22 protein-coding genes are annotated in these 24,398 nt (G+C 38.1%); 2 read left to right on the top strand and 20 right to left on the bottom strand.

Annotation, left to right across the window (positions count from 1 at the left end; translation table 11 throughout):
* Positions 1–3: 3 nt before the first annotated feature.
* The 4 genes from purC to IGI63_RS03270 form a co-directional block, all read right to left on the bottom strand.
* Positions 4–717 (bottom strand): phosphoribosylaminoimidazolesuccinocarboxamide synthase, encoded by a 714-nt coding sequence (gene purC, locus IGI63_RS03255; protein ID WP_137208151.1) that lies wholly within the window; start codon positions 715–717, stop codon positions 4–6.
* 151 nt (positions 718–868) lie between these two features.
* Positions 869–1,993 carry a 5-(carboxyamino)imidazole ribonucleotide synthase gene (gene purK, locus IGI63_RS03260; protein WP_429975305.1) on the bottom strand — a complete coding sequence of 375 codons (1,125 nt, stop codon included), beginning with the start codon at positions 1,991–1,993 and terminating at the stop codon, positions 869–871.
* A complete protein-coding gene (gene purE, locus IGI63_RS03265; RefSeq protein WP_002366817.1) occupies positions 1,986–2,474 on the bottom strand; it encodes a 5-(carboxyamino)imidazole ribonucleotide mutase in 489 nt (162 codons plus the stop codon). Before purE ends, purK begins: the two co-directional genes overlap by 8 nt.
* Before the next feature lie 172 nt (positions 2,475–2,646).
* A complete protein-coding gene (locus tag IGI63_RS03270; protein ID WP_002357267.1) occupies positions 2,647–3,513 on the bottom strand; it encodes an SPFH domain-containing protein in 867 nt (288 codons plus the stop codon).
* 149 nt (positions 3,514–3,662) lie between these two features.
* Between IGI63_RS03270 and IGI63_RS03275 the strand changes: the two genes are divergently transcribed.
* Positions 3,663–4,538 (top strand): NAD(P)H-hydrate dehydratase, encoded by an 876-nt coding sequence (locus IGI63_RS03275; protein WP_429975306.1) that lies wholly within the window; start codon positions 3,663–3,665, stop codon positions 4,536–4,538.
* Positions 4,539–4,635: 97 nt separating this feature from the next.
* On the opposite strand, the gene IGI63_RS03280 is transcribed toward IGI63_RS03275, so the two are convergent.
* From IGI63_RS03280 to IGI63_RS03295, 4 genes are all read right to left on the bottom strand, one after another.
* Complete coding sequence (locus tag IGI63_RS03280; protein ID WP_429975307.1) at positions 4,636–6,276, bottom strand: peptide ABC transporter substrate-binding protein; 1,641 nt, start codon at positions 6,274–6,276, stop codon at positions 4,636–4,638.
* 62 nt (positions 6,277–6,338) lie between these two features.
* Positions 6,339–6,659: a cupin domain-containing protein gene (locus IGI63_RS03285; RefSeq protein WP_429975308.1), complete on the bottom strand. Its 321-nt coding sequence runs from the start codon at positions 6,657–6,659 to the stop codon at positions 6,339–6,341.
* A gap of 134 nt (positions 6,660–6,793) precedes the next feature.
* The gene (locus IGI63_RS03290) at positions 6,794–7,813 is read right to left on the bottom strand and encodes a branched-chain amino acid aminotransferase (protein WP_002366823.1); all 1,020 of its coding nucleotides are present in this window, start codon (positions 7,811–7,813) and stop codon (positions 6,794–6,796) included.
* Between the two features lie 190 nt (positions 7,814–8,003).
* A complete protein-coding gene (locus IGI63_RS03295; RefSeq protein ID WP_016616305.1) occupies positions 8,004–8,456 on the bottom strand; it encodes a DUF2188 domain-containing protein in 453 nt (150 codons plus the stop codon).
* Positions 8,457–8,634: 178 nt separating this feature from the next.
* Here IGI63_RS03295 and IGI63_RS03300 point away from each other — a divergent pair, with 178 nt between their 5' ends.
* On the top strand, positions 8,635–9,246 hold the full coding sequence (locus IGI63_RS03300; RefSeq protein WP_002381806.1) for a hypothetical protein: 612 nt from the start codon (positions 8,635–8,637) through the stop codon (positions 9,244–9,246).
* Between the two features lie 46 nt (positions 9,247–9,292).
* Here IGI63_RS03300 and IGI63_RS03305 read toward each other — a convergent pair whose 3' ends face one another.
* From IGI63_RS03305 to IGI63_RS03360, 12 genes are all read right to left on the bottom strand, one after another.
* Positions 9,293–9,937 (bottom strand): DUF998 domain-containing protein, encoded by a 645-nt coding sequence (locus IGI63_RS03305; protein ID WP_002369262.1) that lies wholly within the window; start codon positions 9,935–9,937, stop codon positions 9,293–9,295.
* A 120-nt stretch (positions 9,938–10,057) separates the two neighbouring features.
* Positions 10,058–11,212, bottom strand: coding sequence for an AI-2E family transporter (locus IGI63_RS03310; RefSeq protein WP_429975309.1), 1,155 nt, complete (start codon positions 11,210–11,212; stop codon positions 10,058–10,060).
* Between the two features lie 579 nt (positions 11,213–11,791).
* A complete protein-coding gene (locus IGI63_RS03315) occupies positions 11,792–15,766 on the bottom strand; it encodes an endo-alpha-N-acetylgalactosaminidase family protein (RefSeq protein ID WP_429975310.1) in 3,975 nt (1,324 codons plus the stop codon).
* A 149-nt stretch (positions 15,767–15,915) separates the two neighbouring features.
* A complete protein-coding gene (locus IGI63_RS03320; protein ID WP_131750571.1) occupies positions 15,916–16,323 on the bottom strand; it encodes a PTS sugar transporter subunit IIA in 408 nt (135 codons plus the stop codon).
* A 19-nt stretch (positions 16,324–16,342) separates the two neighbouring features.
* Entirely contained in the window at positions 16,343–17,152 is an 810-nt protein-coding gene (locus tag IGI63_RS03325) for a PTS system mannose/fructose/sorbose family transporter subunit IID (protein ID WP_002357254.1), read from the bottom strand.
* Entirely contained in the window at positions 17,139–18,038 is a 900-nt protein-coding gene (locus tag IGI63_RS03330; protein ID WP_002357253.1) for a PTS mannose/fructose/sorbose/N-acetylgalactosamine transporter subunit IIC, read from the bottom strand. Before IGI63_RS03330 ends, IGI63_RS03325 begins: the two co-directional genes overlap by 14 nt.
* A 13-nt stretch (positions 18,039–18,051) precedes the next feature.
* Complete coding sequence (locus IGI63_RS03335; RefSeq protein ID WP_002361968.1) at positions 18,052–18,531, bottom strand: PTS system mannose/fructose/N-acetylgalactosamine-transporter subunit IIB; 480 nt, start codon at positions 18,529–18,531, stop codon at positions 18,052–18,054.
* Complete coding sequence (locus IGI63_RS03340; RefSeq protein ID WP_429975311.1) at positions 18,528–20,342, bottom strand: glycoside hydrolase family 35 protein; 1,815 nt, start codon at positions 20,340–20,342, stop codon at positions 18,528–18,530. The genes IGI63_RS03335 and IGI63_RS03340 overlap by 4 nt, the downstream gene beginning before the upstream one ends.
* Before the next feature lie 32 nt (positions 20,343–20,374).
* Complete coding sequence (locus tag IGI63_RS03345; protein ID WP_429975312.1) at positions 20,375–21,316, bottom strand: hexose kinase; 942 nt, start codon at positions 21,314–21,316, stop codon at positions 20,375–20,377.
* 15 nt (positions 21,317–21,331) lie between these two features.
* Positions 21,332–22,327, bottom strand: a complete 996-nt coding sequence (gene lacD, locus IGI63_RS03350; RefSeq protein WP_002357245.1) for a tagatose-bisphosphate aldolase — start codon at positions 22,325–22,327, stop codon at positions 21,332–21,334.
* 22 nt (positions 22,328–22,349) lie between these two features.
* Complete coding sequence (agaS, locus tag IGI63_RS03355) at positions 22,350–23,522, bottom strand: SIS domain-containing protein (RefSeq protein ID WP_429975313.1); 1,173 nt, start codon at positions 23,520–23,522, stop codon at positions 22,350–22,352.
* 11 nt (positions 23,523–23,533) lie between these two features.
* On the bottom strand, positions 23,534–24,265 hold the full coding sequence (locus tag IGI63_RS03360; protein WP_002360115.1) for a GntR family transcriptional regulator: 732 nt from the start codon (positions 24,263–24,265) through the stop codon (positions 23,534–23,536).
* Between the last annotated feature and the right edge of the window lie 133 nt (positions 24,266–24,398).

Consider the following 24,398-nt stretch of genomic DNA (forward strand, 5'->3'; position numbering starts at 1 on the left):
TCCTCAAATAACTGTTAGTAAACGTTGTAAAACTTCTTCATATACAGGAACTATTTCTCCTAATTCACGGCGATAAACATCTTTATCCAGATGTTCGTTTGTGTTTAAATCCCATAGACGACAGGTGTCTGGAGAAATTTCATCTGCCAGTAACAACTGATTGGCCTTCGTCCGACCAATCTCGATTTTAAAATCGATCAAACAAATATTGAGGCGTTGAAAGAGTTGACTAAGCGCCTGATTAATTTGTAAAGCCAATGCTTTAATCTCCACAATTTCAGCAGGAGTGGCTACTTTTAGAAATTGAATATGGTCTTCGTTAATAAAAGGATCATCCAGACGATCTTCTTTGTAATAAAATTCAATAATGGGCGTCACTAATTTAGTGCCCTCTTCAATCGCTAAACGTTTTGAAAAACTTCCTGCCGCATAATTACGTACGACAACTTCCAAAGGAATCATTTCTACGGCCTGAATTAATTGTTCGTGTTCAGATACTTTTTTGATAAAATGATTGGGAATCTTCTGTTGCTGTAAATGTTCAAAAATTAGACTAGTGATTTGATTATTTAAAGCGCCTTTCCCAAGAACTTTGTCTTTTTTTTGACCATTTAAAGCTGTTGCTTGATCAAGATATTCCACAAAAAGAACCGCTGCATTTTCTGTTTGATACAACTTCTTCGCTTTTCCTGTATACACAAGTGCTTTCTTTTCCATTCTTTCCCTCTTCTCGTTAGCTTCATGAACCCTATTCTTTCTAAGTCAGCTGATTTACATCAGACAAAAACTTACATTAGTTACAAAAAAACAATAATCGTTCGTGTTTGTCGAATGTAAAAATAAAAAACTTGCTTGGAGCAAGCATTTATTAAGTTACGTTCCAAATACCAACAGTCTCAATTTCCTTTAACGTTTCTGATAAGCAAGGTGTTGTAATGGTGACGTGGCCCATTTTTCTGCCAACTTTTGATTCGGCTTTCCCATAGTAATGGACTTGCCAAGTGGGTTTTGACGTGCGTAACTGGTAGCTTTTTTCTAAGTGTTCACCTAAGAGATTCACCATAACCACTGGTTGAAGTAACTGGGGTAACCCAATGCCCCAATTGCTAATCCCTCGAATATGCGCATCAAATTGACTAAATGAGCAAGCTTCAATTGAGTAATGACCTGAGTTATGAGGCCGTGGCGCTAATTCATTGACGTACAACTCTTCTGAATCTGTTAAAAACAGTTCGATAGCTAAAACCCCAGATAAATTTAATTCCTCAGCAATGTGTTGCGCCAATTCCGCTGCTTTTTGTTGCACATTCTCAGAAATTCGAGCTGGCACAATTGATTCATGCAAGATATTCTTTCGATGAATGTTTTCAGATACAGGAAAGCTTTGGTAACCATGCTTATTCCCTGCAACGATGATTGAAAGTTCTTTAGTGAAAGGCACCCACTTTTCTAATTCACAAGTAGCGTTAGCTAATAATTCAGTCGCTTGGGAGAAATCCTCTTCGCATTTTAAGACGACCTGTCCTTTTCCATCGTATCCACCTTGAATAATTTTTAAGACACATGGAAAACCAATCTTTTCTGTTGCTTGTGGCAGCTCTTTCTGACTTTTCACTTCCGCAAAAGAAGCAATCTTACAGCCAATCGATTGAAGAAACGTTTTTTCAAGCAATCGATTTTGAGTAATTTTTAACAATTCTGTTCCTTGTGGCAGCTTTTCTAGTGGAATGGCCTTTTCTAGGGAGGCCACTTCAATATTTTCAAATTCATAGGTGATCACATCGCATAACTCTGCTAGTTCAGTTAAAGCAGATATCTGATCAAAGGCTGCCACAATTTGACGGTCAGCTACTTGACCAGCTGGACTATTGAGCGTTGGGTCCAACACAATCATTTGGAAACCCATTTTTTTACCACTCATGACTAGCATTCGCCCTAACTGTCCCCCACCTATAATGCCAATAGTTGCTCCGACTTTTAAGGGTTTATTCAAGTTGTTCCCCACTTTCCATAACCGCTTTTTCCAATGATTGTCGTCTTGCTTGGATTCTTTCTGCTAACTGTAAATCATCAATACTTAGTATTTCTGCAGCTAATAACCCAGCATTGGTAGCACCTGCTGAGCCAATCGCAGTTGTTGCTACAGGAACTCCCCCTGGCATCTGCACAATAGACAACAGTGAATCAATACCGTTTAATGTTCGTGTTTTAACTGGAACACCAATGACAGGTAAGGTTGTCTTTGCAGCTACCATCCCTGGTAAATGGGCCGCTCCACCAGCGCCAGCAATAATAACCTTCAATCCTTTTGTTCGTGATTCCTCTGCAAAACGAAACATCAAATCAGGGGTCCTATGTGCTGATATCACTCGTTTTTCATAAGGAATTTCCAACTCTTCCAACACAAGACAAGCAACTTTCATCGTTGCCCAGTCTGAGGTACTTCCCATAATCACAGCGACTAATGGTTTCATGAATGTAATAACTCCTTCCGCCTTTTTTCACTGTTATTCTAACAATGAGAAAAAGAGATGTCAAAGAAAAACCGAAATATTATAGATTAAAATCATATAATGTTCGTGTTTATCAAAAAAAGAGTCATCGGAAAGATGACTCTTTTTTGCTATTTTTAGCGTTGCTTCCTCTTTAAGAAGAAACATCGCCTGTATTAATAACTGGTTGTGTGCCTTTATCAGTAATGATTGAGACTAGTAAATTATTAATAAGTTGTACTTTTCGTTCATCGGTAAAATTAATTTCTTGCCCTTCTTCGATCTGTTCTAAGGCCATTTGTGTCATGCTTACCGCACCTTCAACAATTGTTTGTCGAGCCGCTAAGATTGCTTTTGCTTGCTGTCTTTGCAACATGGAGCTAGCTATTTCAGTTGCATAAGCTAAATGATTCAACCGTGTTTCGATAACCTCTACACCAGCCACTGCTAAGCGTTCTTGCAATTCTTTGGTTAACTCCTCGGAAATTTGTTCGGTATTTCCTCGCAGAGTTACATCATTATCTGAAAAAGTGTCATAAGGATATTGTGTTGCTACATGCCGGATTGCCGTTTCGCTTTGAATTTCCACAAAGTCTTGATAATAATCGACATTAAATAACGCCTTAGCTGTATCGACTACCCGAAAAACGATGACCGCAGAGATTTCGATTGGATTCCCGTCAGAGTCATTGACTTTTAACAGAGAACTATTGAAATTTCGTACTTTCAAAGAAATGTTCATTTTTTGCGTAAATGGAATGGTAATAAACAACCCATTTTCTTTAATCGTACCTAAGTAACGACCAAAAAATAAAATAGCTTTCGCCTGGTTGGGACTAACAATAGTTAAGGAACTTAAAAATAAAATAGCCCCAACTAACAAAATAATACCTAAAACAACAAGAACTCCATTGGTATGACTCGCTCCATAAATAAATAAACCAATTCCCGCAATTAAAATAACTAATAAGCTCGCAATTCCTACGTAGCCACTCATATAAAATGTTTTTTTCTCTTCCATCTGTTTCACTCTCCTAACTCATTTATCTGGTCCTTATTATACACCTCATTGCCTTCAATAGAGTAACTTTTAACATTAAATAAACTGATTTTTTCGGGGCTCTTGTAGTATACTGAGAACAAAGAAATCCCAAGAAAAGGAGTGATAGAATGCGCTATTTAAGCAAGGACATTTTAGAGGAAGTCATCACTCAACGCCCCTCTGACTCTTATAAAAGTAATTTTGGGCGTGTTGTATTAATCGGAGGAAACCGACAATATGGCGGAGCCATCATCATGAGTACCGAAGCGTGTATCAATAGTGGCGCTGGTCTCACCACTGTGATTACTGATGTTAAAAATCACGGGCCTTTACATGCAAGATGCCCAGAAGCCATGGTCGTGGGCTTTGAAGAAACAGTCCTTCTGACGGACGTCGTAGAGCAAGCGGAGGTTATTTTAATTGGTCCAGGTTTAGGCTTAGATGCTACTGCACAACAAATATTAAAGATGGTACTCGCCCAACATCAAAAACAACAATGGTTAATTATCGATGGCTCAGCAATTACCCTGTTTAGCCAAGGCAATTTTTCCCTTACCTATCCTGAAAAAGTTGTTTTCACACCTCATCAAATGGAATGGCAACGTTTGAGTCACTTACCTATTGAGCAACAAACACTGGCAAATAACCAGCGCCAACAAGCAAAATTAGGCAGTACGATTGTTTTAAAAAGTCATCGCACAACAATTTTCCACACAGGAGAACCTTTTCAAAATACAGGCGGCAACCCTGGGATGGCTACTGGCGGAACTGGGGATACCTTGGCTGGCATCATTGCTGGGTTTTTGGCTCAGTTTAAGCCGACAATTGAAACCATTGCTGGCGCCGTTTACTTACACAGTCTCATTGGAGATGATTTGGCCAAAACCGACTATGTTGTTTTACCAACGAAGATTAGTCAAGCCTTGCCGACATATATGAAAAAATATGCCCAGCCACACACTGCACCTGATTCTGAACTATTAGAACAGAAGCGTTCGAGATAAAACCCGAAAAGGCTAAATGGTGACAAATTTTGGGTTAAAAAGCAGGATTTAAGCCTGGGTCGAAAATCAAAAGCGATTTTCAGCCCAGGCTCTCTTTTTATTTTTCCTTATAAACATTTTTTAACGTTAATGGAGCGCCAAAGGTATGAAAATTCAAGCCTTTGACTTTATCATTTTGCAGGACTGTTTGTTCATTTTGGCTAAGTGGAATCATGCCAGCAGTCGTTTCAATCACTTCTTTTTCAGCTGCAATCAGTGTCGCCCATCTTTTTTCTGGCTCTAAGGCATAGATTGTGGCTGCTTCATCTAATAATTTGTCATAGACAGGGTTCTGATAATTGCGATCATTGCCCTTGTATAAAGTCATCAGGGTAGAAATAGGATCTTGATAGTCTGGTGTCCAGTAAATTAAGAATAAATCATAGTCACTTTCTCGCCCAAAGTTCAATGCAGCTTCGGTCGGCAATGCGGTTAGCTCTATTGTCAAACCAGGAAACAGTTCTTGTAGCGAGCCTTGCAAACTTTCACCAATTTTTTTGTAAGAACCATCATCTGTTACCATCAATTCAACGTTAACCTTTTCTCCTAATTCTGCTTGTGCTTTTTTCCAATAACTTTGCGCTTTTTCTTTGTTATAAACCATTAAATCACCTGCTTCTTGACGAAAATCGAGTCCCGTTGTGGGATTCGCCACAAAGCCTTCCGTGATTGCACCATGTAGCGCTTTAGAACCATCTGCAATAATATTATTGACTAGATTTTCTTTATCTATGCCTAAAGCCAACACTTTACGCAGGTTTTCGTTTGCAAGCGGCGTTGCTTGCCCTTTTCGTTTTTGATTTAAGCGCAAATAGTTCATTGTCGCTGTTGGGTACGAATGATACAACGTATTATTTTTATTCTGTTGCGCCAGTTCACCACTTAGTGTAGCCACATCTAATTGTCCATCTTCAAAAAGATTCAATGCGGTAGATGTTTCTTTGATAACTGTATAATTGATAATGTCTGAGCGCACGTTCTGGTGATCCCAATAGCGATTATTTTTTGCTAGTTGCCAGTCCATCTTTGTTTGCTGCCAATCTTTTACCACGAACGGACCATTATAGACGACTTTATCACTAGCAGTTCCATAGTCCGCACCAAATTGTTCGACTACTTTTTGATTTTGCGGGAAAAATGTCGGAAAAGCTAATAAGGACGTAAAGTACGGTTTTGGCTCTTTGAGCGTCACTTTTAATGTATAATCATCCACAGCTGTGACACCAAGTTCATTGGGAGCTAATTTCCCCGCTGAGATTTCTGCACCATTTTGAATTGTTTCAACGATGAGGAAGCTATAAACAAAGCCGTTTTTAGGATCAATCATTTTTTTCCAAGCATATTCAAAATCATGTGCTGTGACAGGATCATCGTTACTCCAAACCGCTTCTTTTCTCAAAGAAATCGTGTAGGTTTTTCCATCTTCTGAAATCGTCGGCAATGCTTTTGCTACGGCTGGTACCAATTGGTCTTGTTCATCTAAACTATATAACCCTTCAAACGCTGCTGTTTGGACAATAGCATCTGGAAAATCCAATAATACAGAGGTGTTGAGCGTTGTTAATTCTGAAGGTGACATCAGTTGAACGGCTTCTTTGGTATTTTTCTGTTTCTTTTTATTTTCATTTTTATTGGTACACCCAGCTAAAAATCCTACCAATAAAATACAAACCATTGTGATTTTTAAATACTTTTTCATCTTCTTTCTCCTATAACTCTTCATTTTTTTATGCTCTTACTTACAGAAAGACAGCTCCCCTTTTATTTTGTCCTTTCCACAAGCATCCAGACAACGACCGCTGGCTCCAACCCATCATTATAATTAATGTGCCCCTCACCAGCTTCAATTAATTGGGCTTGTCCAGCTTTTCCGACTAAGTCTTGACCATCTTCTAAAATCGTATGTGCTTCGCCAGAAATCACATAAGAATATTCATCCTGTTCATGGCGAGCATATCCAGCTAAAGGCCGTTTTTCACCAGGCTGTAATGTAATAATGCCCATTTGAACTTGTGCATTTGGTTGGTTTTCTTTATCAAAAAAAATCGTCATTTCGTCTGATTCTGCTGATTTAATAAGCAATAGCTTTCCCTCCTTTTTTAAATCTTGTATCTTCCATTATTCCTTTAAATAGAATCAAAGTCAATCTTTTTATAGAAAATTCTGAATATTCTACACAAAAAAAAGAGAGCATGAATTCTCTCTTTTTTGTCTCTTTAAACTTTTACAATCCAGCCTTCTGGCGCTTCTTTGTCACCAAACTGTATGCCAACCAATTCATCATATAGTTGCTTAGTCACTGGTCCAACTTCTGTTTCACTATAAAATACATGGAAATCTGTGCCGTTTTGAATCCCACCAATAGGAGAAATAATCGCCGCTGTGCCACAAGCACCCGCTTCGGAGAAGTCCGCTAATCGATCAATGTAAACGTCTCCTTCAAGCGCCGTCATCCCTAAACGTTCTTTTGCTAGCGTCAATAATGAATATTTAGTAATACTTGGTAAAATAGACGCTGATTTCGGCGTAATAAAAGTACCATCTTTGGTTATGCCAAAGAAATTGGCTGCACCAACTTCTTCAATTTTCGTATGCGTATACGGATCTAAATAAATGCAATCACTAAATTCTTTCTCATGTGCTTCTGCACCTGGTAAAAGACTAGCTGCATAATTGCCCCCCACTTTAGCGGCCCCAGTTCCTCGACCCGCCGCTCGATCATAGTCAGAAACAATAAAGTTGGTTGGTGCTAAACCATTTTTAAAATACGAACCAACCGGCACGCAAAAAATAGAAAAAATGTATTCTTTGGCAGGTGCTACGCCAATATTATCGCCGACACCAATCATATAAGGGCGGAGATACAACGTACCGCCCGTTCCATATGGCGGTAAATAAGCAAGGTTGGCTTTCACCACTTCTTGACATGCAGAAACAAAGGTTTCTACTGGTACTTGTGGCATCAGTAGACGCGCACAACTTTTTTGTAGCCGTTTGGCATTTTCATCTGGACGAAACAAATTGACAGAACCATCTGCACATTGATACGCTTTTAATCCTTCAAAACATTGTTGGCCATAATGTAGAGCAGGCGAACCTTCACTAATCGTTAACTGATTGTTATCTGTTAGCGTGCCTTCTTCCCACTTGCCATCTCGCCAATAACTAATATAACGAAAGGGCGTTTTAATGTAAGAAAATCCTAAATTATTCCAATCAAGATTGGCTTTTTCCATTGTCGTAGCACCTCAATTATTTTGATTTTTTATCTTAATTAGTGTAATTGTACCCACCAAAAACTAGAAAAGCAAGTCTTATTCTCATTCTTAACTTTTGTTATTTTTTCTTACTTGTCCATTTCTCCCTCGCAAAAAAACCTTGATAACCGTTTCTTGAATTGCAACGGAATATCAAGGTTTCGAAAAATTATTCAGTATATTCTTTGGTTTCTTGTAACGTACCATCTTGCTTATAGATTTTCAGCTTTGTTTGCTTATTCCGAGCAATTTCTTGAGCTCGTTCAACCGCCTCTTGTTTGTGGGTAAATGTATTACTTGCTTTTTCAGCGCTGTCTGAAATCACCAACCATTGGTCGTCTTTATATTTAACGTTGACAGCCGCCGTTAATAATTTTCCCGCATGTTTATCCTGTTTATGCGAATCTTGTTTCGTAGGATTTGCTTCTTGTTCGAAGGCCTTTTTGTCTGCTGCACTTGCCTCTTGATACCATTTCTCCGCTTGACTAATCGCAATTGGAATGGCGCGATCATCAGGGTAGCCATCCGCAAGCAACGCATTGCCAATATCTATCGCTTTTTTCCGAATCAAAGGTGCTAAATTTTTCATTGATGTAGGATAATCATTCATATTCCAAGGCATCAAAATCTCCTCCTAAAATTCTGTCTATTACTAGCTTACTACAGAAAAGGAACATTTGAAAAAGAAATGATTACTTTGAATATTTCCTGAACCTTCTTGAGAGAATAAGCCTAATTTCCCATTAGCCAAACTTCTCAATCTTTGAGTGTATGATTACTCATTTCCCTTTGAATCAGTTATGATAAAGGAAGAAATAAATAAATTTTTTGGAGGGATTTTCATGAAAATGTCTAAAGTACTCACCACTGTTTTGACGGCAACTGCTGCTCTTGTGTTGCTTAGTGCTTGTTCATCTGATAAAAAAACAGATAGTAGTTCTAGTAGCAAAGAAACAGCTAATTCAAGTACAGAAGTAGTCTCTGGTGCTTCAATTAGTGCCAAGCCTGAAGAGCTCGAAATGGCGTTAAGTGATAAAGGAAATTGGATTGTCGCAGCTACTGACAATGTCACTTTTGATAACGAGGTAACAGTTGCTGGTACTTTCCATGATAAGGGGAAAGATTCCAACGATGTCTATCGTAAATTAGCGCTTTATTCTCAAGATGATAATAAAAAAGTAACTGCTGAATATGAAATCACGGTTCCTAAGCTAATCGTTTCTTCTGAAAATTTCAACATCGTTCATGGGACTGTCAAAGGTGATATTGAGGTGAAAGCAAATGGCTTTACTTTAAATGGTACCAAAGTTAATGGCAATATTACTTTTGATAAACAAGAATACAAAGATTCTGCTGACTTAGAAAAAGATGGTGCCACTGTTACTGGTGAAGTCACCGTAGCCAATAATTAAGTTATTACCAGACAATTTTAACTAGTAAAAAACCAATGACAAATGTTCAATCAAATTTGTCATTGGTTTTAGTTTGTAAACACAGTGCCAGCATTGGTAGATAATTACAAAATGAACTCACTCTTTGCCATAAGCCTAAATAATTAAATGGTTTTACCTGTTGTAGCTGTGGAATCCTTGCTAAGCCATATAAGCCGGCTGCAAGCATACATAAAATAAACAAAAAGCCAAAAAGGTTTTTATTTTTTTGCGAACCGTATTTACTATAGATAATGGTTAAGACGCCTGATAACAACAAAAAGCCTGTATAACCAACTGCTGATCCTCCGTTATGAAGCGCGGCAGCAACTGTGCCAGCGCTTGAAGTGTCTACGCTGAAGAGCCCACTGAAAATACAATCAAATAAACCATAAGCGCCAATCATTGCCACTACTAACCAAGCACCTTTTTTTGTTTTTCTGGAAAAAATAGCATATATCCTAGGTAAACTTGCTAACATCAACATTCCCGCAATGATAGTTAACCGATTAAAGTTTTCCCTAACTGGACTATTCACATCACCTAATAAGCTAATTACTTCTGTCAATTGATTGTAACCTTGATCTTTGAATCCGACATAATAAGGTGTAAAAAAATCAAGTAAGACCCCTAAAACTAAAAAATAGCCGCCATATTTTTTTAAAAACTGCATCTATTCACCTCAATTTTGATTTTCTATTTACTTCAAGTATAGCATATCAAAAATTCCAAATAATTAAACTTTCTTTTCCACTAAAAAACTTTTCGTCAACGCGAGACGAAAAGTTTTACTTTAGGATTCAATAGAATCTACAATCTTATCATTTTCTTTTGATTCATTTAGCCACTCCGAGACAATAATTTTAATGATTGCAGCAACAGGAACTGCTAAAAACATCCCTAAGACGCCGAAGTACGCTCCCCCAATCGTGATTGAAACAATAATTAAAATCGGATTGACATTTAGGGCATCTCCCATAATTCGAGGACCAATAATATTACCGTCAATTTGTTGTAAAATTAATAAAACTAGTAACACCGTAATTGCTTGAGTAACACCACCTGTGAAAAGCGTAATCACACCAGCAACAATTGACGCAAAAATCGAACCAAAATAAGGAATCATATTACAAATACCTAATAAAATCCCCAAAGTCACAGCAAATTTCACATTTAAAATACTTAACAAAATCGTTGATGAAACGCCAATTATACAAGCATCAAGAAATTGGCAACTGATAAATTTATAGAAAATTTTATTCGTTGTATTTAACCAGGTTTGTGTTTGCTTGTACACTTTTTCAGACAGCAATTTGTGGGCAGCCTTTTCAAAAAATGTCAAAATAGATTGCTTAAATACCAGCGCATATATTGAGATAATCAACGTCAAAAATGCATTTAAAAAGAATGAGGAAACATTTTTAGTCAACGTTCCTAATGAAAATAACGCTTGTGTCCATTGATTTAAAAAACGTTCTGGCGACAAATCTTTAAGGACACTATTTAAATATTTTTCAATCGCGGCTGTTTTTAAAATCCCTTTATCTTCTAAACTCATCACAAACTGAACCATGTGATCATAAAAAGTAGGTAAAGAGTTTGCTAAATCTACTAAATTACTAATGAGTAGCGGAACGATATAGTTTAATGTCAAGACAAAAATAAACAAAATAATCAGGTATAAAAGGAGTACACTCAAGCCGTGTTTCGCTTTTTTAACGACTGGTAAAGGTACTCTTTCTAGTAATCCCTCGATTTTTTTCTGACTTCCACTCAATAAATAAGCAATCACAAACCCAGTAATGAATGGGGATAAGATGCCTAATAAACCCGAAACACTATGGACAAAGTGCTGATAATTCGTGATTAATAAATAGCCAACAATCAGCGCCATTACAAATAAAAAGCGGACAACCCAGTAATTCCAATCAACATTGTATTTCTTCAATCACTTCACCTCTAAATAAATTATGCCTATCATTGTAATTGTAAACGATTTGTGGCAAAAGGCAAGTTTGTCCATTCGTTCTTGATGAAATACACAAAGAAGCCTGACACTTAAAAAAATGTGTCTGTTTATTCTACAGTATAAAAATGAGGCACTAGACCTTGCTTCTTTTCATAAAAGAAGTAGAGCGTGGGACAAAAATCACTTTGGATTTTTGCTTCACGCTCAAAAACTGATAAACGGCGGGAACAGAAACAACACTACGCGTTGCTCCGATCTCAACAACTTCTAAGGTGTTTTCTCGACATGCGTCTCGTCACAGTACAGCCTTCAAAAGAGCTACAGCTCTAAGAGTTGCGATGTTTCACTGTGAAGCATGAACAGATGAAATCATCGTACCTACTTGGTGAAGGTCCTTCGGAAATAAGCCGAAATTGTTGAGAATCACGAAGAACGTAGTGATTCGATGATGAACAATACCTACTTGGTCTCCAAAAATTATAGAACAATTTCCGGAAATTCCTTCTTATTTCTCGGAGTTAAACACTTCTGTCCCGACCTCTTCTAGATAGACTAAATTTATTTTTTTGATTCCACTGTGACCGTAAAGTTATCCATAATGAAATCTTTATCGGCACCTGTTGTAAAAATACCAAACGTAGTGTTTCCTGAAGCATCCCCAATTATTTCTGCTTCATAATGCTTGGTTTGACCATCTGCTGCTGTCGAAGTTAACTCACCGACTGGCTTAAAGTCATTGTTATTTTTCAACTCCCCATTAATGGTCCCAGCAGTAAAGACATTTTCACCATCAGTTTGATAATCAAATTGGACCGTATATTTCTTGTTCGGTTCAAATTTAATATTTTGCGGAATTGTTTGAAGCATCAATCCTGCTCCTTGTTTATGGGCTTTCAAGGACCAGTTGCCTTCTAATACATCTGAAACAAGGTTTCCATTCCAACCATATTGTGTGTAAGGTTCATTTCTTTCTGATAAATGAATCCGTGGATCTTCTACACCACCAGCTGAGCCTTTAACAAACGGATATAACCCAACTGCTTGTGTGTCTTCAAAATCTTGCTTAATAACTGTTTGTTTGTCTGGGTTCATGATATCCGTTTGACGCTCAACAATTCGTAAATCATCAAATTTTGTAACGGAATTGCCTTTATCAACCGCTAATGTCACCGAGCCTTTTTTGGCATTATCTGGGATTTCAAAATCAATTCGCATATTTTGCATATACTGCGGATTTTTCCTGCTTGTATGGTTAATATCTGCCTGAATGTAGTTTTGGGCAACCGAATTATTCACTGTCCGCGTATATTTTTTACCACCAATTTTAACAGTTACTGTGGCTTTGCGATCATGTGTTTCTGTGTTTAAATACAAACTATATTTTCCTGGTTTAGGAAGATTGATGTCTTGTTTGATTTCGGTTCTTTCTTTTTCTGAACTAAAGACATAATCACCGTTAGCATCTTTTTTAACCTCTCCATCACCTCGGAAAACTTTCCAGTTATTTTTTAAGGTATTGGCTTCATTAAATCCAGGATCTTTAAATGGTGTTCCTGTTCCAAATGTCATCGGTTCAATACTGTCAGGTTCAGCAATGACATACGGTGTATTAGCCTCGGCTTGGATGGTCACTTGGTTATTTGTAGTGGCAATTGCGCCTTTGTCAATACGCCCTTGATCTGTTAATTCATATAAATGTAAATTCGTTTTTCCTTGCATTTTCTTATCCAATGACCAAGTGCTGGTACCGCCTTTTGGATTCCAGTGATATAGTTTGTCTTGACCATTGACATTCCAAGGCAGTAGATACGCATCACCTTTTAGAACTTCTGTCTCATTTAACGTAATGCTTCTTGGCGAATTAGCATCTGCTTGAGTAACGGTCACTTTTTCAGCACCGTTCGCTAATTTAATTGTGCCATAGATTTGACCATCTGCTGCTGTTGTAGTTTCCCAGTTTGTAATTTGGTAATGTTGTAAGAACTTAGTTGGGACATTAATGGCAAAAGTTTTTTGGCGATAGGTATTAAAATTGGTTTTACCCACCCAACCTTCATAGGCTTCAAATTCAGCTCCACCTAACAAAGGGTTGTCGGAAATAATCCAAGTGTCTTTTTGATGATTCCGAATAAAACGAACGATTGTACTGTTAAAGCCTTTCGTTGTTGTACCGCCGTAATCTTTTTCTGCAGACCAATGGTTCCAAACCGAGTCATACTCTAAAGCATTCGGAAATTCATTGGTTGTAAACCAACCGAGTGAATTAATTTCTTTACTTAGTTGACGACTTGCCCAACCTGATTCGCCTTGGTTGCCCCAAACATCAACATAAATATAATCTAGATTCGGTGCTTTTTGTTTTAATTCTTTAAAGCGCTCATAGCGACGACCACTCAATGCATCGGGTCTTTGTTTAATAAAATAAGACGGATCTAACCAATCCCAGCCACGCTTCGTTGGATCAACTAATTCCTCATTAAATCCTTTTGCTTCTGGGTAAGACTCGGTGTCATTAATATGCACACCGAAAACGGCATTTAATTTATGGCCTTCATCAATTAATTGATTCAACGCTTGTTCCCCACCAGGTCGCTGACCAATAGCACCGTAATCTGGATGCGCAGAATCATGTCCTTCATTTTGATACCCTTTTAGTAAATTCATTTGTCCTAATCCATCTGTTAAATTGTAAATACGTTTTGATTCGTCTAACGTCACTAAGAATGGATTTGTCGCCTGACTAGCAAAGTTAAAAGGAATCCGTTGGTTGACTAATTCAGGGACTTTTTCCGCGCCCATTGGGTTATTCATAATTGAACGGAACCCAATTGCCGCATCTTGCCAATCCACCCGATTGTCGTCGTTGCTATCTTTTGAGAATTTAACTTTCACTTCTGGTGTTTCTCCAGTTGTGTAATCTTCCGGTGCATCAAATGGTCGATAGGTCCATGCCCCACTTGACAAGGTTGTTACAAAACCAGTCGCCGCTTCTTTTGTTTGTTTATGGATTCGATTGTTGTCACTACCATCGACAGAGCCGTCTCCATAGGCGTTCGTCCAAAAACTTGCAGCATAATTCGCCGTATTTAAGAAACCATACATATATTTTTTCGTTTCTTCTTGGCTTGTTGTAGTTAAATCTTGGATAGTATCACCATTTTTATTTCCGTTATTTGCATTTGTCCCAGTATTCATCACAACGCCAGCAAAAGTCGCCCCTTCATCTGTACTATTGACAGAAATCAAGCCTTGATTTGGAATTGAAATTGTGTGTATTTTGATTCCTTCTTCACGAATATCTGAGAGTTTCATAGCTAATTCTTGGCCTTCGGAAACAGTCAATGTCGTTGTGAAACGCAGGCCAATTTCTGGGACAGCTACGTTATAAACGGCTTGATTTGCTTCACTCTTTTGTTTTTCAGCAGTTGCTTTATATGCTTTGCCATCAATCATTACTTGGTCAATTTTCTCGTGTTGGCCATTAAAAATCACTTGATTACTCTGAGGGTCTTCGTAGCGAATAATTCGTGGAAATTGTGGATCAACCACGGCTGTTAAATCTGCGGAAGAGATTTTGTCGCCTTTTTCAGCTTCATTGTCTTTAGCAACAACAATGCTGGCTTTTGCTTTGATGTTTGTATTTTCCAAAGTACCGTCGACTTCAAAAGTTCCTGGTTCTTTATATGCATCAGGATCGATTTCATTCCAACGGACTGCTTCATTGGCTTCTTTACCAGTATTATAGGTCACTTTTACTTGTTTCGGTAATTTTGGTGCGACACCAATTTTTGTAAAAACTTTGACTGGCGCAATTTGGGTCACTTCTGGCACAATTTCTGGAATGCTATCTACGGGGCCATTTTTAAAATAGTCATAATTGACAATTTTTTTGTCGTACCACAAACGGACACCCATATGTCCGGCTTCTGTTGGAATTTTGTCTCCGTTGGCCAAAACAGGTTCTCCTTCGTAAATCAACGTGGTGTTAAGCCAGATAGTAATTTTTTCACCAACATAACGTACTTTCAACAAATAATTCGTATCTTCATTTAACGTTGGCCCAGAAATTGAATCATTCCACGAATTAGGGCTTTCAACTAACCATTTGCCATTCGCGTTATAGCCTACAAAAACCCAGCTATCTTTGGTATTACCACGAATAATCACACCCGTTCGACCGCTTCCAGCAGTGTATTTAAACTTTGTTTCTACTTCACCATCAGCTAATTTAGGGGAATCTAAATTTAAAGATACGGCATTATTACCTGCTGCTGCATCTCGTGAAATCGCCAATGACTCTCCTGCTAATTCTCGATTTGTTTTACCAATCACATCTTGCCACTCACCAATTTTCCCTCCTGGAAAATCAGATTGCCACAATTTTTCTTCTGTTGCGGTAGGTTCCACCATTGATGAGCTTGTTTCAGTGCTGCTGTTTGTTGTTTCTTCTGCAGACGTACTTAATGGTACTAAAATCGTTGCGCTTGCCAATAGTGTCAATGTACTAAATCGTTTTATTTTTCCATGTTTCATCTGATAAATCAGCCCCCTAACATTTTTGAACACGCTTTCATTATTAACAATTAAAGGGGCGTTCCAAAAATAAATTCTTTTATTTTTGGAACGTCCATCTCTAAATCATTCTCTTAAAAACTTTAATTACTTACGACAACAAGTCAGAATTATTCATCCTCGTCATCTACTGCAACATTTAGCAGCAATTCGTTGACTTTCACAATACTTTCTGCTGATTCCTTAACATAGTCACCTTTGATCGCTAATAAACTTGCATTTACATAGCTGATAACCATCGGTAAATTCATCCCAGTATATAAGTCAAACGAAGCACCTTGCATAATTTTTTTGGATAAAATATTACAAGGTGTCCCCCCTAGTAGATCAGCAAAGACAACAAAATCTTCTAACGATTCCGTAATCGCTTCAAATTTTTCTAAAAAGTCAGCTTCACCTTCTTCTGGTAATAAAGCAACAGTGGAAATTGTTTCTTGCGGTCCCATAATCATCTCCGCACTTTTTTTCAATTCCTCGCAAAAACGGCCATGACTTACTAAAACTAAATGTTCACTCATCGATTTTCTCCTGTCTTACTTATTTTGAAATAACACCTAACGCAGACAATGCGACACAGACAATTAATACGATAAAAATGGCTTTAGTAGACGTCATATTCTTTTTACCTAGCATCCAATAAACGCCACCGACAATTCCTGCAGGAAGTAGACGTGGTAAAATCATATCCAAGTTATTTTGCATGTTAAGTGTTACATCCCCAATACTTGGTGCCCATGATAGTTTCACATTAACCATCGTTGCCACTAAAGCGCCAACCATGAAGACCCCTAGTAAAGTTGCAGCATCTGTTAAGGCAGTTAAGCGGTGTTGCATAGTTGTTACCAAAGAAATTCCTTCGCGATACGCAAATTCCAATTGTTTCCAACGGAAGACCATCACGGCAATTTGAGCAACAATCCAGATAAAGATACCAGTTGGGTTACCATTAATCGCCATGTTGGCAGCTAGCGCCCCAAAAATAGTTGGAATTAAAGCTGCGAAAATTGAATCCCCAATTGCTGCAAACGGTCCCATTAAACCAGTTTTCAAACCTGAAACTGTTTGTTTTCCAGCAATGCCTTCTTTTTCTTCAATGGCCAAATCGATCCCTGTAATAATTGTATTAAAGAAGTTTGAAGTATTGAAAAATTGCGTGTGTGTTTTCATTACTTCTTTTAATTCAGGCGTATCATCCCCATAAATTTTACGCAATTGTGGCAAAATCGTATACAAGTAACCTGATCCTTGCATTCTTTCGTAGTTCCAACCTAATTGGAAAGTAAACAAGCTTCTGCGATTAATTTGTTTAAAATCTTCTTTCGTCAATTTATAATTAGATTTCGTCATCTTCAATCTCTCCTTCGTCTGAATCATTCGCTGCATGTTCTTTTTTGGCTGCTGGCCCACTCGGAATCATTTGGCCATTTTTGTAGCTAATTGCGGCTAAAGCGAAACCAATTAAAGCGACTGCTAACATTGGTAGTGCGTTAAATACACCACTGAAGTCTTTCACAACGCTCGCAACAGATGTTCCTAAAAGTTGCATGTTTGTAAAGATTGTTCCTAGTAAAGCAGTTACAGTGAAACCAAGAATTAAATAAGGGAAATGTTTTTTCACTGGTAAGTAACGTAGTAAAATTGCAAAACCGACCGCTGGTAAGACCGCCCCAGCAACAGACAAGCCATCACCTAACCATTTCAAATCGCCATTTAGGACAGATACAACTTTTTGTACTAAACCACCACCAAAAGCAAGTGCTAAGAAGACTGGAATCATTCGAGAAAGAGACCAAGGTAAGGCACCCATTAAGAAGTTACGTTCAATTCCTTTGTAGTTCATATCTTCGACCATTTTATCAATCCGATGTGCAAAGTAGGTATTCGCAAAACGAGCCAAAATGTCTAATTGAATCATTAAACTAGCAACTGGTACTGCAATAGCAGCGATTGCTTGTTCAGGGTTCATTCCTAAAGACACAGAAAATGCTGTGGCAAGAATCGTACCTGAGTTAGCATCAATTTTGGAGGCACCCCCGAAAGTCCCAACTCCTAATACAGTTAATTGCATACTTCCACCAATAATAAGTCCTGCTTTAATATCCCCCATCACTAATCCTGCAAAAAGACCTGCAAACACTGGCGCACTTAATGAAGAATAAATTTGTAATTCATCTAAAATTTGGTATCCTGCGTATAATGTTAATAATAAGATCTGCCACCATAAGATATTCATTTTTTGTTCCCTCCTATTTTGTTATCAAACTCATAAAGTCTTCCGCTTTGTCACTTGGCACCATTTGAGCAATCAGATGGACACCTTTAGCATTTAACTCTTTAAAAACCTCAATATCTTGATCGACCACATTGATTGACTTAGTAATCGACCGTGTTTCGTTTGTTTGAGACATGTTCCCAACATTGATTTCTTTAATCGGCACCCCAAGTTCTACTAGTTTTAATAAACGATCTGGTTTCCGTACCACAATTAGTAAACGTTGTGAGTCGTATTTTCCTGCTAAGATATTTTGAGCAGCTTTTTCAACTGGTAACACGCTTAGTTTCACGCCAGCTGGTGTTGCTAATTTCAAGCCACTTTTTTCAATGGCATTCCCTGCAACCTCATCATCAACGACCATAATTCTGGAAATATTCAATTTTGTCGCCCATAAATTTGCCACTTGTCCATGAATCAAACGTCCATCAATTCTTACGCCAATAATACTCATTGTAATCCCTCTTTCATTTCTTTATATAGTGGTTCTTTTACTAACTGAATTTCTGGTTGGTACGTTCCTTCCGTTTCAAAAATGACGATCTCATTTTGCCCTTCTTTTAATAATCCTTTGGGAATATATAAGGAAAGCGTCGGACCAACATTCCAGAAACGACCAAGATTGGTTTGGTTAACAAAAACAATTCCTTTGCCGAATTTAGAAACATCAATAAATGTATCTTTCACTTCTGCTAACTCCATATGATACTGGTAAAAGCTTGGTTGATCAGGTTGCCATTCTCTTGAATAGTCTACCTGTTCACAGCTTGTCATAGGTAAACAATATTGTTGCCATTGTGTCATAAAATGTAAATCTGCCATGACACCCGTTCGAATCCCTTTTTTCTGAGTATCTGCAAATAGTTTGTGCCCGTAATTGACACGACCCATATTTTCCATTAAAACATCGATTTGATTATTCTCTTGCGGCAGTGTAACGTAAATATCTTCGCCAATTTCCGTTTGATATTGCGTTGCTTGATGTACCTGATTGACAAATAATTGCAGACGATCACGACCGTCAATCACTCTTAGCTTTTCTTCTGCAGCATCTTTTTCAATGCTTGTTCGGTAAAGAAGATAGCCGGTATTTTGTCCTAATTGTTCCATGGTTTGCGGATAAACGCTGACCACTGGCTGACTAATCGTTTCTAAAGTCGCAAACAAACTCACTTTGTTGGTTAAAGGAATTGCTGTTTGCGCAAAAGATTCTTTTACTAATGGCTCAGCTTGTGGTAACGCAGGGTACTCTTCGTGAAGCATTTTTTGTAACGCAAAATACTTTTCGGTTGGGTTCCCTTGTTCATCAAGTGGCGCATCATAATCATAGGAAGTGATTTGTGGTAAATCAATGGTTCCTCGTGCGGAGCAGCCATTCATAAACCCAAAATTGGTGCCGCCATGAAACATATATAAGTTGATACTGCCTAATGCTAATGCTTCTCTAACTGATTCAGCCAATTCTTGCGGATCTCGTTTAATAATTGGCTCTTTCCAACGATTAAACCAGCCATCCCAAAATTCCATACACATTAACGGCCATTTTTTACCATGTTCTTCAAAAAAGGCTTGCATCATACCGAAATTTTCTTTGGCTTTTGAGCCAAAATTCCCAGTTACTAAAATATCATCTTCAATCATGCTGCCTGCCCGCAATGTTGCGCGCCATGGCCCGTCAGAAGTAAAAAATGGTGCTGTCACGCCACGTGCAATCATCAAATCGCGAATCGCCCGTAAATACGCTTTTTCTTCGCCAAATGAACCATATTCGTTTTCGATTTGAATCATTAAAATATTGCCACCGTTAGCAAGTTGATGCGGAACAATTTTTTCCATTAAAACATCATAATATTCCGCAACATGCTTCAGATAGGTTGGATTATTCGAACGCATCCGTCCTGGTTCATTTAATAGCCAAGCTGGAAAACCGCCAAACTCCCATTCTGCACAAATATAAGGAGACGGCCGCACAATCGCATATAGTCCAAGTTCTTGTGCTAATTTTAAAAAGCGCTCCAAATCTAATATTCCCTCAAAATGAAATGTTCCTTTTTGCGGTTCATGTAAATTCCATGGTACATATGTCTCAACTGTATTGAAGCCTAAAGCTTTCAAGTTATAAAGTGAATGATGCCAATCTGAGGGATCTATACGAAAATAATGAATGGCGCCTGATAAAATTTTAAATGGTTGACCATTTAAAAGAAACTCCTCTTTAATTTCAAATCTGTCCACATTGCCACCCTTTCTAGTAAACGCTTTCAATTACTGGATAATTGCTAAATAAAGAAAGCTCTTTATTTAGCAATTTCAACTACTTGGATGTTCATAAGATGTTTCTTCACGTTCTCTACATCTACATGCCCAGTCATTCTTTCTTGGGCATTAGCCATTCCAGCCGCCATGCCCCATTTTAGCAGTTCGGCAGCTGGGGCATCCTTCGCTAGTCCATATGCAAGACCAGCAATGGTTGCATCTCCTGAACCAACAGGATTTTTAGCTTGAATCGTTGGAATTTTTACACGATAGAATTGATCGTGATGTTTGGCAATTGCACCATCTTTTCCTAAAGATACGACAATCCATTCAATTCCAGCAAACATTGGTTTTGTTAAAGCTGTTTGTACAGTTGCTAATGGATTTTCTAAAAAATCTTGCTCTAGCAATCCTTCTAGTTCCTCTAAATTAGGTTTAATTAAATACGGTTTCCATGGTCCTTGAAGAACTTGCCTTAAACTATCCCCAGAAGTATCTAGTAGCACCTTAACCTCTTGTGCGTGAGCTTTTTGAACTAATTCTTGATAAAAATTTGACGGTAATCCTTTCGCTAAACTGCCAGAAATTGTGACAATTTCTGCTTGCTTAATTAATTGATCAAAATTTTCAAAGAAGTTACTGATTTCTTCTGGGGAAACAGTCGGTCCAGCTTCTAAAATTTCAGTTTGATTCCCCTCGTGCAAAATCGCAATCGAATCACGTGTTTCTTCTTTGATTGACGTAAATGCTTGGGGGATGTTTGCTTTCTTTAACTCGTTTGCAATAAACGCCCCATGAAAACCACCAAGAACGCCGGTAGCGATAACATCTCCACCTAAATCATGAATAACGCGAGTGACATTTAGTCCTTTGCCACCAGGGGTTTTGGTCACCTGACTGGTCCGATTAACGGTATCAAGCTTTAGATGATCTAATAGGTAGGAGATGTCAATTGACGGATTCATTGTTACTGTTACTATCACAGCTATGCCTCCCAATTATCCTTCGTTTACTTGAACTTTTGCATGCCAAGAGCTGGCGGTTGCCGCGATGACTTCATTTAAACTTTCAATGTTTTCTCGGCCTTCTGTTTTTAACCAATCACAAGCCGCAGTTTCTCCTGCTTCAACGAAAGGTTTCACGCCATTTTTCCACGTAGCACGGCCACATAAAACACCATTAAATGTTGAACCAGCTTCTTTAGCGAAACGTAGTGTTTCTTGGAATAGCTCTGTTGAGACACCGGCACTTAAAAAGATAAATGGTAAATCAGTGGCTTGACTTTGTTCTAAGAAATAATTCGCGGCTTCCTCTTTTGTATACGCTGTTTCAGCCGGCGCAAAACCTTCTACAAAATTCATATTAACTGGAACTTCCACTTTCAATACATCTACTTTATATTGGGGTTTAGAAAATTCTTTCATCATTTCATTCACTTTATGCGGTTTAACTTTTGCATATTCTAAAGAAGTTGCATCTGCTATTTGTGCATCGTAAGAAACTAATTCTAAGTAAAATGGTAGGTCTTCTTCTGCACATTCACTTCCTAAGCGTTCAATGAATACATGTTTTTGATGATTGATTTCTGGATCCTCATCCACATCATAGTATAGTAAAAATTTAATCGCATCTGCGCCTTCTTCTTTCAAGCGTAAAACAGACCAATCTGCTAGTAAATCAGGCAATCGTCCCGGAGTTGTTGCATCATAGCCCGTTTTTTCATAAGCGAGTAACAATCCAGCCTCGGTATCGCGTGCTTTTGCAGCAGGCAATCCATATTCTGGATCCAATAAAATGGCGGACGCATAAGGTGTCAATTCTTTCGAGACTAATTCTTTAAACGTTTCAATTTGTGCATCAGTTGGCTCTACATCTAGCGCTTTGATCATTTTTTTCAAGGCGCCTCGTTGATCAATGGCTAATGCGCTAATGATTCCTTCTTGGGTTGACAAACGATCCATTGCCGCTTTTTTTCCAGCTGTTAACGTAAGCATAGTTCCTCCTCCAAATGTTGTATTATTTATAGTCATAAATCGTTACGCCTTTAACCACACGATTCACTGTACCTGTCGGTGAAGGGGTATCCGGTTTATTTCCAACTTTAATAGATGTTAAAAGTGCGACTGTTTGGGCTACCATGATATCTGCTAATGCTAAATAGCAATCAGGTAATAGAACAGTTTCTGCGGAATATTCAATAGTTGAACCTGAGAAATTACGTTTGCCAGGTTGAGCAATCGCAAAAACACCCGCCGCAATTTCGTCACCGTGAACTTCTTCTAAGATATCCAAGTCATAATCTCTTGTGTATGGTGTATTATTAACAAAACCAAACATTATTGTTTTTTCATTAATAAATGATTTTGGTCCATGACGGAAGCCCATAGAAGAGTCAAAAATTGTGGCAACTTTGCCGGCTGTTAGTTCTAAAATTTTCAATTGCGCTTCTCTTGTCAAACCAGCTAAACTTCCAGAACCAACATAAACAATTCGTTCAAAATCAAGGTTAACAATTTCATTTAATTCTTCTTCACGGGATAGCACTTCTTCACCTAATTTAATTAGAGCGGTTACATAATCTTGTTTTTGCTCAAAGGCTGTTTGATCAAAGAGTAGTAATGTACCCAAGGTCATGCAAGAAAAGCTACCAGTCATCGCAAAACCACCATCATTGGAACGTGTTGGCATTAAGAATAAAAAGCTGTTTTCTTCTTTTTGGCTTATTTGTGCCAGTTGTCCTTCTTCAGCACAAGTAATCGCTAAATGATGAATTGTTTCAACCACTTGATTAGCTACTTCAACTGCCGCTAAACTTTCAGGACTATTTCCACTTCTTGCAAACGAAACTAACAATGTTGGTTCGTCTTTAATCAGATAATCTTCTGGTTTGGCCACAATATCCGTTGTCCCAATACTTTCGAATGAAAAGGATTGTGTGTCGCCGTGTGCTCGGAGATAAGGTACAACCGTATCACCGACATATTGCGAAGTCCCTGCTCCTGTAAAAATTACTCTTGTGCGTTTTCCTTGCGCTTTGGCCTGGACTTCTTTTAAAAAGTTTTCCAAAGCTGTTTGATTTTCATGATAAAGTGTCACGGTTTCTTGCCAAAGCTCAGGTTGCTGACGAATTTCACGTGTCGTGATTTCCGCTCCTAGTTGTTCTAGTTCTTCTTTTTCTGCTGTAAACATACTTAACTCTCCTAACTATTCCGAATATGGCGTATCTGATAATGAAATTGATCTGCTCGCGCCACACTCAACGTAAATTCAATAATTTCATTTTTCATGTTATATGTCTGGCGTGCTAAATGAAGGACTGGCGCTCCTTCCGGAATCATCAATAATTTGGCATCTTCTTTTGACGCAATGCTAGCGTATAATTCTTCATCAGCTAAACGAACGGTTTGCTTAAAATCTTCCGAAAATAGATCATATAATGGTTTGCTACGTAGTAATTGATCCGTGAGTGATAAGAAAAATTTCACAGGCAAGTATGTGTCTTCAACCATTAATGGCTCGTTATCAGCAATCCGCAACCGACTTAATTTAAAAACTGCCTCTCCTAACGAAAGATTCAAATGCTGACAAATAAATTTATCCGCTTCCAATTTTTCGAAGGATAATATACGGGTATGTGGTTTTCGACCCAGCCCTTTCATTTGTTCTGTAAAACTATATGCGCCAGCTAAATCAGCGGCCTCTTTTTTTATATCTGAAACAAATGTTCCTTTGCCATGACGACGATAGATGGAACCTCTATTTTCTAGTTCTTGTAGCGCTAACCGGACCGTCGTCCGACTCACTCCATATTGTGCAGTCAATTCACGTTCAGAGGGCAACTTGTCATGAGGAATCATGCATGTTTCGATTCGTTCCTGCAGCAAATCAACAAGTTGATGATACAAAGCTTTGTTTTTAAAGGCATTTTCCATAACTTTCTCCTTTACCCTAACTGGTTATAACCACAAACCAATAGTACGGTGGTTTTTTTATTTTGTCAATAAAAAGTATTAATAAATATCTTCATACCGCTATAACCTTGAAATGATAACGTTTACATTTTTT

The organism is Enterococcus sp. DIV0086, from assembly GCF_050498705.1.
Lineage (GTDB): Bacteria > Bacillota > Bacilli > Lactobacillales > Enterococcaceae > Enterococcus > Enterococcus faecalis.

Excerpts from the sequence above, each read along its gene's own strand:
- purC (WP_137208151.1), bottom strand. The coding sequence starts at position 717 with ATGGAAAAGAAAGCACTTGTGTATACAGGAAAAGCGAAGAAGTTGTAT.
- purE (WP_002366817.1), bottom strand. The coding sequence starts at position 2,474 with ATGAAACCATTAGTCGCTGTGATTATGGGAAGTACCTCAGACTGGGCA.
- IGI63_RS03270 (WP_002357267.1), bottom strand. The coding sequence starts at position 3,513 with ATGGAAGAGAAAAAAACATTTTATATGAGTGGCTACGTAGGAATTGCG.
- IGI63_RS03275 (WP_429975306.1), top strand. The coding sequence starts at position 3,663 with ATGCGCTATTTAAGCAAGGACATTTTAGAGGAAGTCATCACTCAACGC.
- IGI63_RS03280 (WP_429975307.1), bottom strand. The coding sequence starts at position 6,276 with ATGAAAAAGTATTTAAAAATCACAATGGTTTGTATTTTATTGGTAGGA.
- IGI63_RS03290 (WP_002366823.1), bottom strand. The coding sequence starts at position 7,813 with ATGGAAAAAGCCAATCTTGATTGGAATAATTTAGGATTTTCTTACATT.
- IGI63_RS03295 (WP_016616305.1), bottom strand. The coding sequence starts at position 8,456 with ATGCCTTGGAATATGAATGATTATCCTACATCAATGAAAAATTTAGCA.
- IGI63_RS03300 (WP_002381806.1), top strand. The coding sequence starts at position 8,635 with ATGATAAAGGAAGAAATAAATAAATTTTTTGGAGGGATTTTCATGAAA.
- IGI63_RS03305 (WP_002369262.1), bottom strand. The coding sequence starts at position 9,937 with ATGCAGTTTTTAAAAAAATATGGCGGCTATTTTTTAGTTTTAGGGGTC.
- IGI63_RS03315 (WP_429975310.1), bottom strand. The coding sequence starts at position 15,766 with ATGAAACATGGAAAAATAAAACGATTTAGTACATTGACACTATTGGCA.
- IGI63_RS03320 (WP_131750571.1), bottom strand. The coding sequence starts at position 16,323 with ATGAGTGAACATTTAGTTTTAGTAAGTCATGGCCGTTTTTGCGAGGAA.
- IGI63_RS03325 (WP_002357254.1), bottom strand. The coding sequence starts at position 17,152 with ATGACGAAATCTAATTATAAATTGACGAAAGAAGATTTTAAACAAATT.
- IGI63_RS03330 (WP_002357253.1), bottom strand. The coding sequence starts at position 18,038 with ATGAATATCTTATGGTGGCAGATCTTATTATTAACATTATACGCAGGA.
- IGI63_RS03335 (WP_002361968.1), bottom strand. The coding sequence starts at position 18,531 with ATGAGTATTATTGGCGTAAGAATTGATGGACGTTTGATTCATGGACAA.
- lacD (WP_002357245.1), bottom strand. The coding sequence starts at position 22,327 with ATGCTTACGTTAACAGCTGGAAAAAAAGCGGCAATGGATCGTTTGTCA.
- agaS (WP_429975313.1), bottom strand. The coding sequence starts at position 23,522 with ATGTTTACAGCAGAAAAAGAAGAACTAGAACAACTAGGAGCGGAAATC.
- IGI63_RS03360 (WP_002360115.1), bottom strand. The coding sequence starts at position 24,265 with ATGGAAAATGCCTTTAAAAACAAAGCTTTGTATCATCAACTTGTTGAT.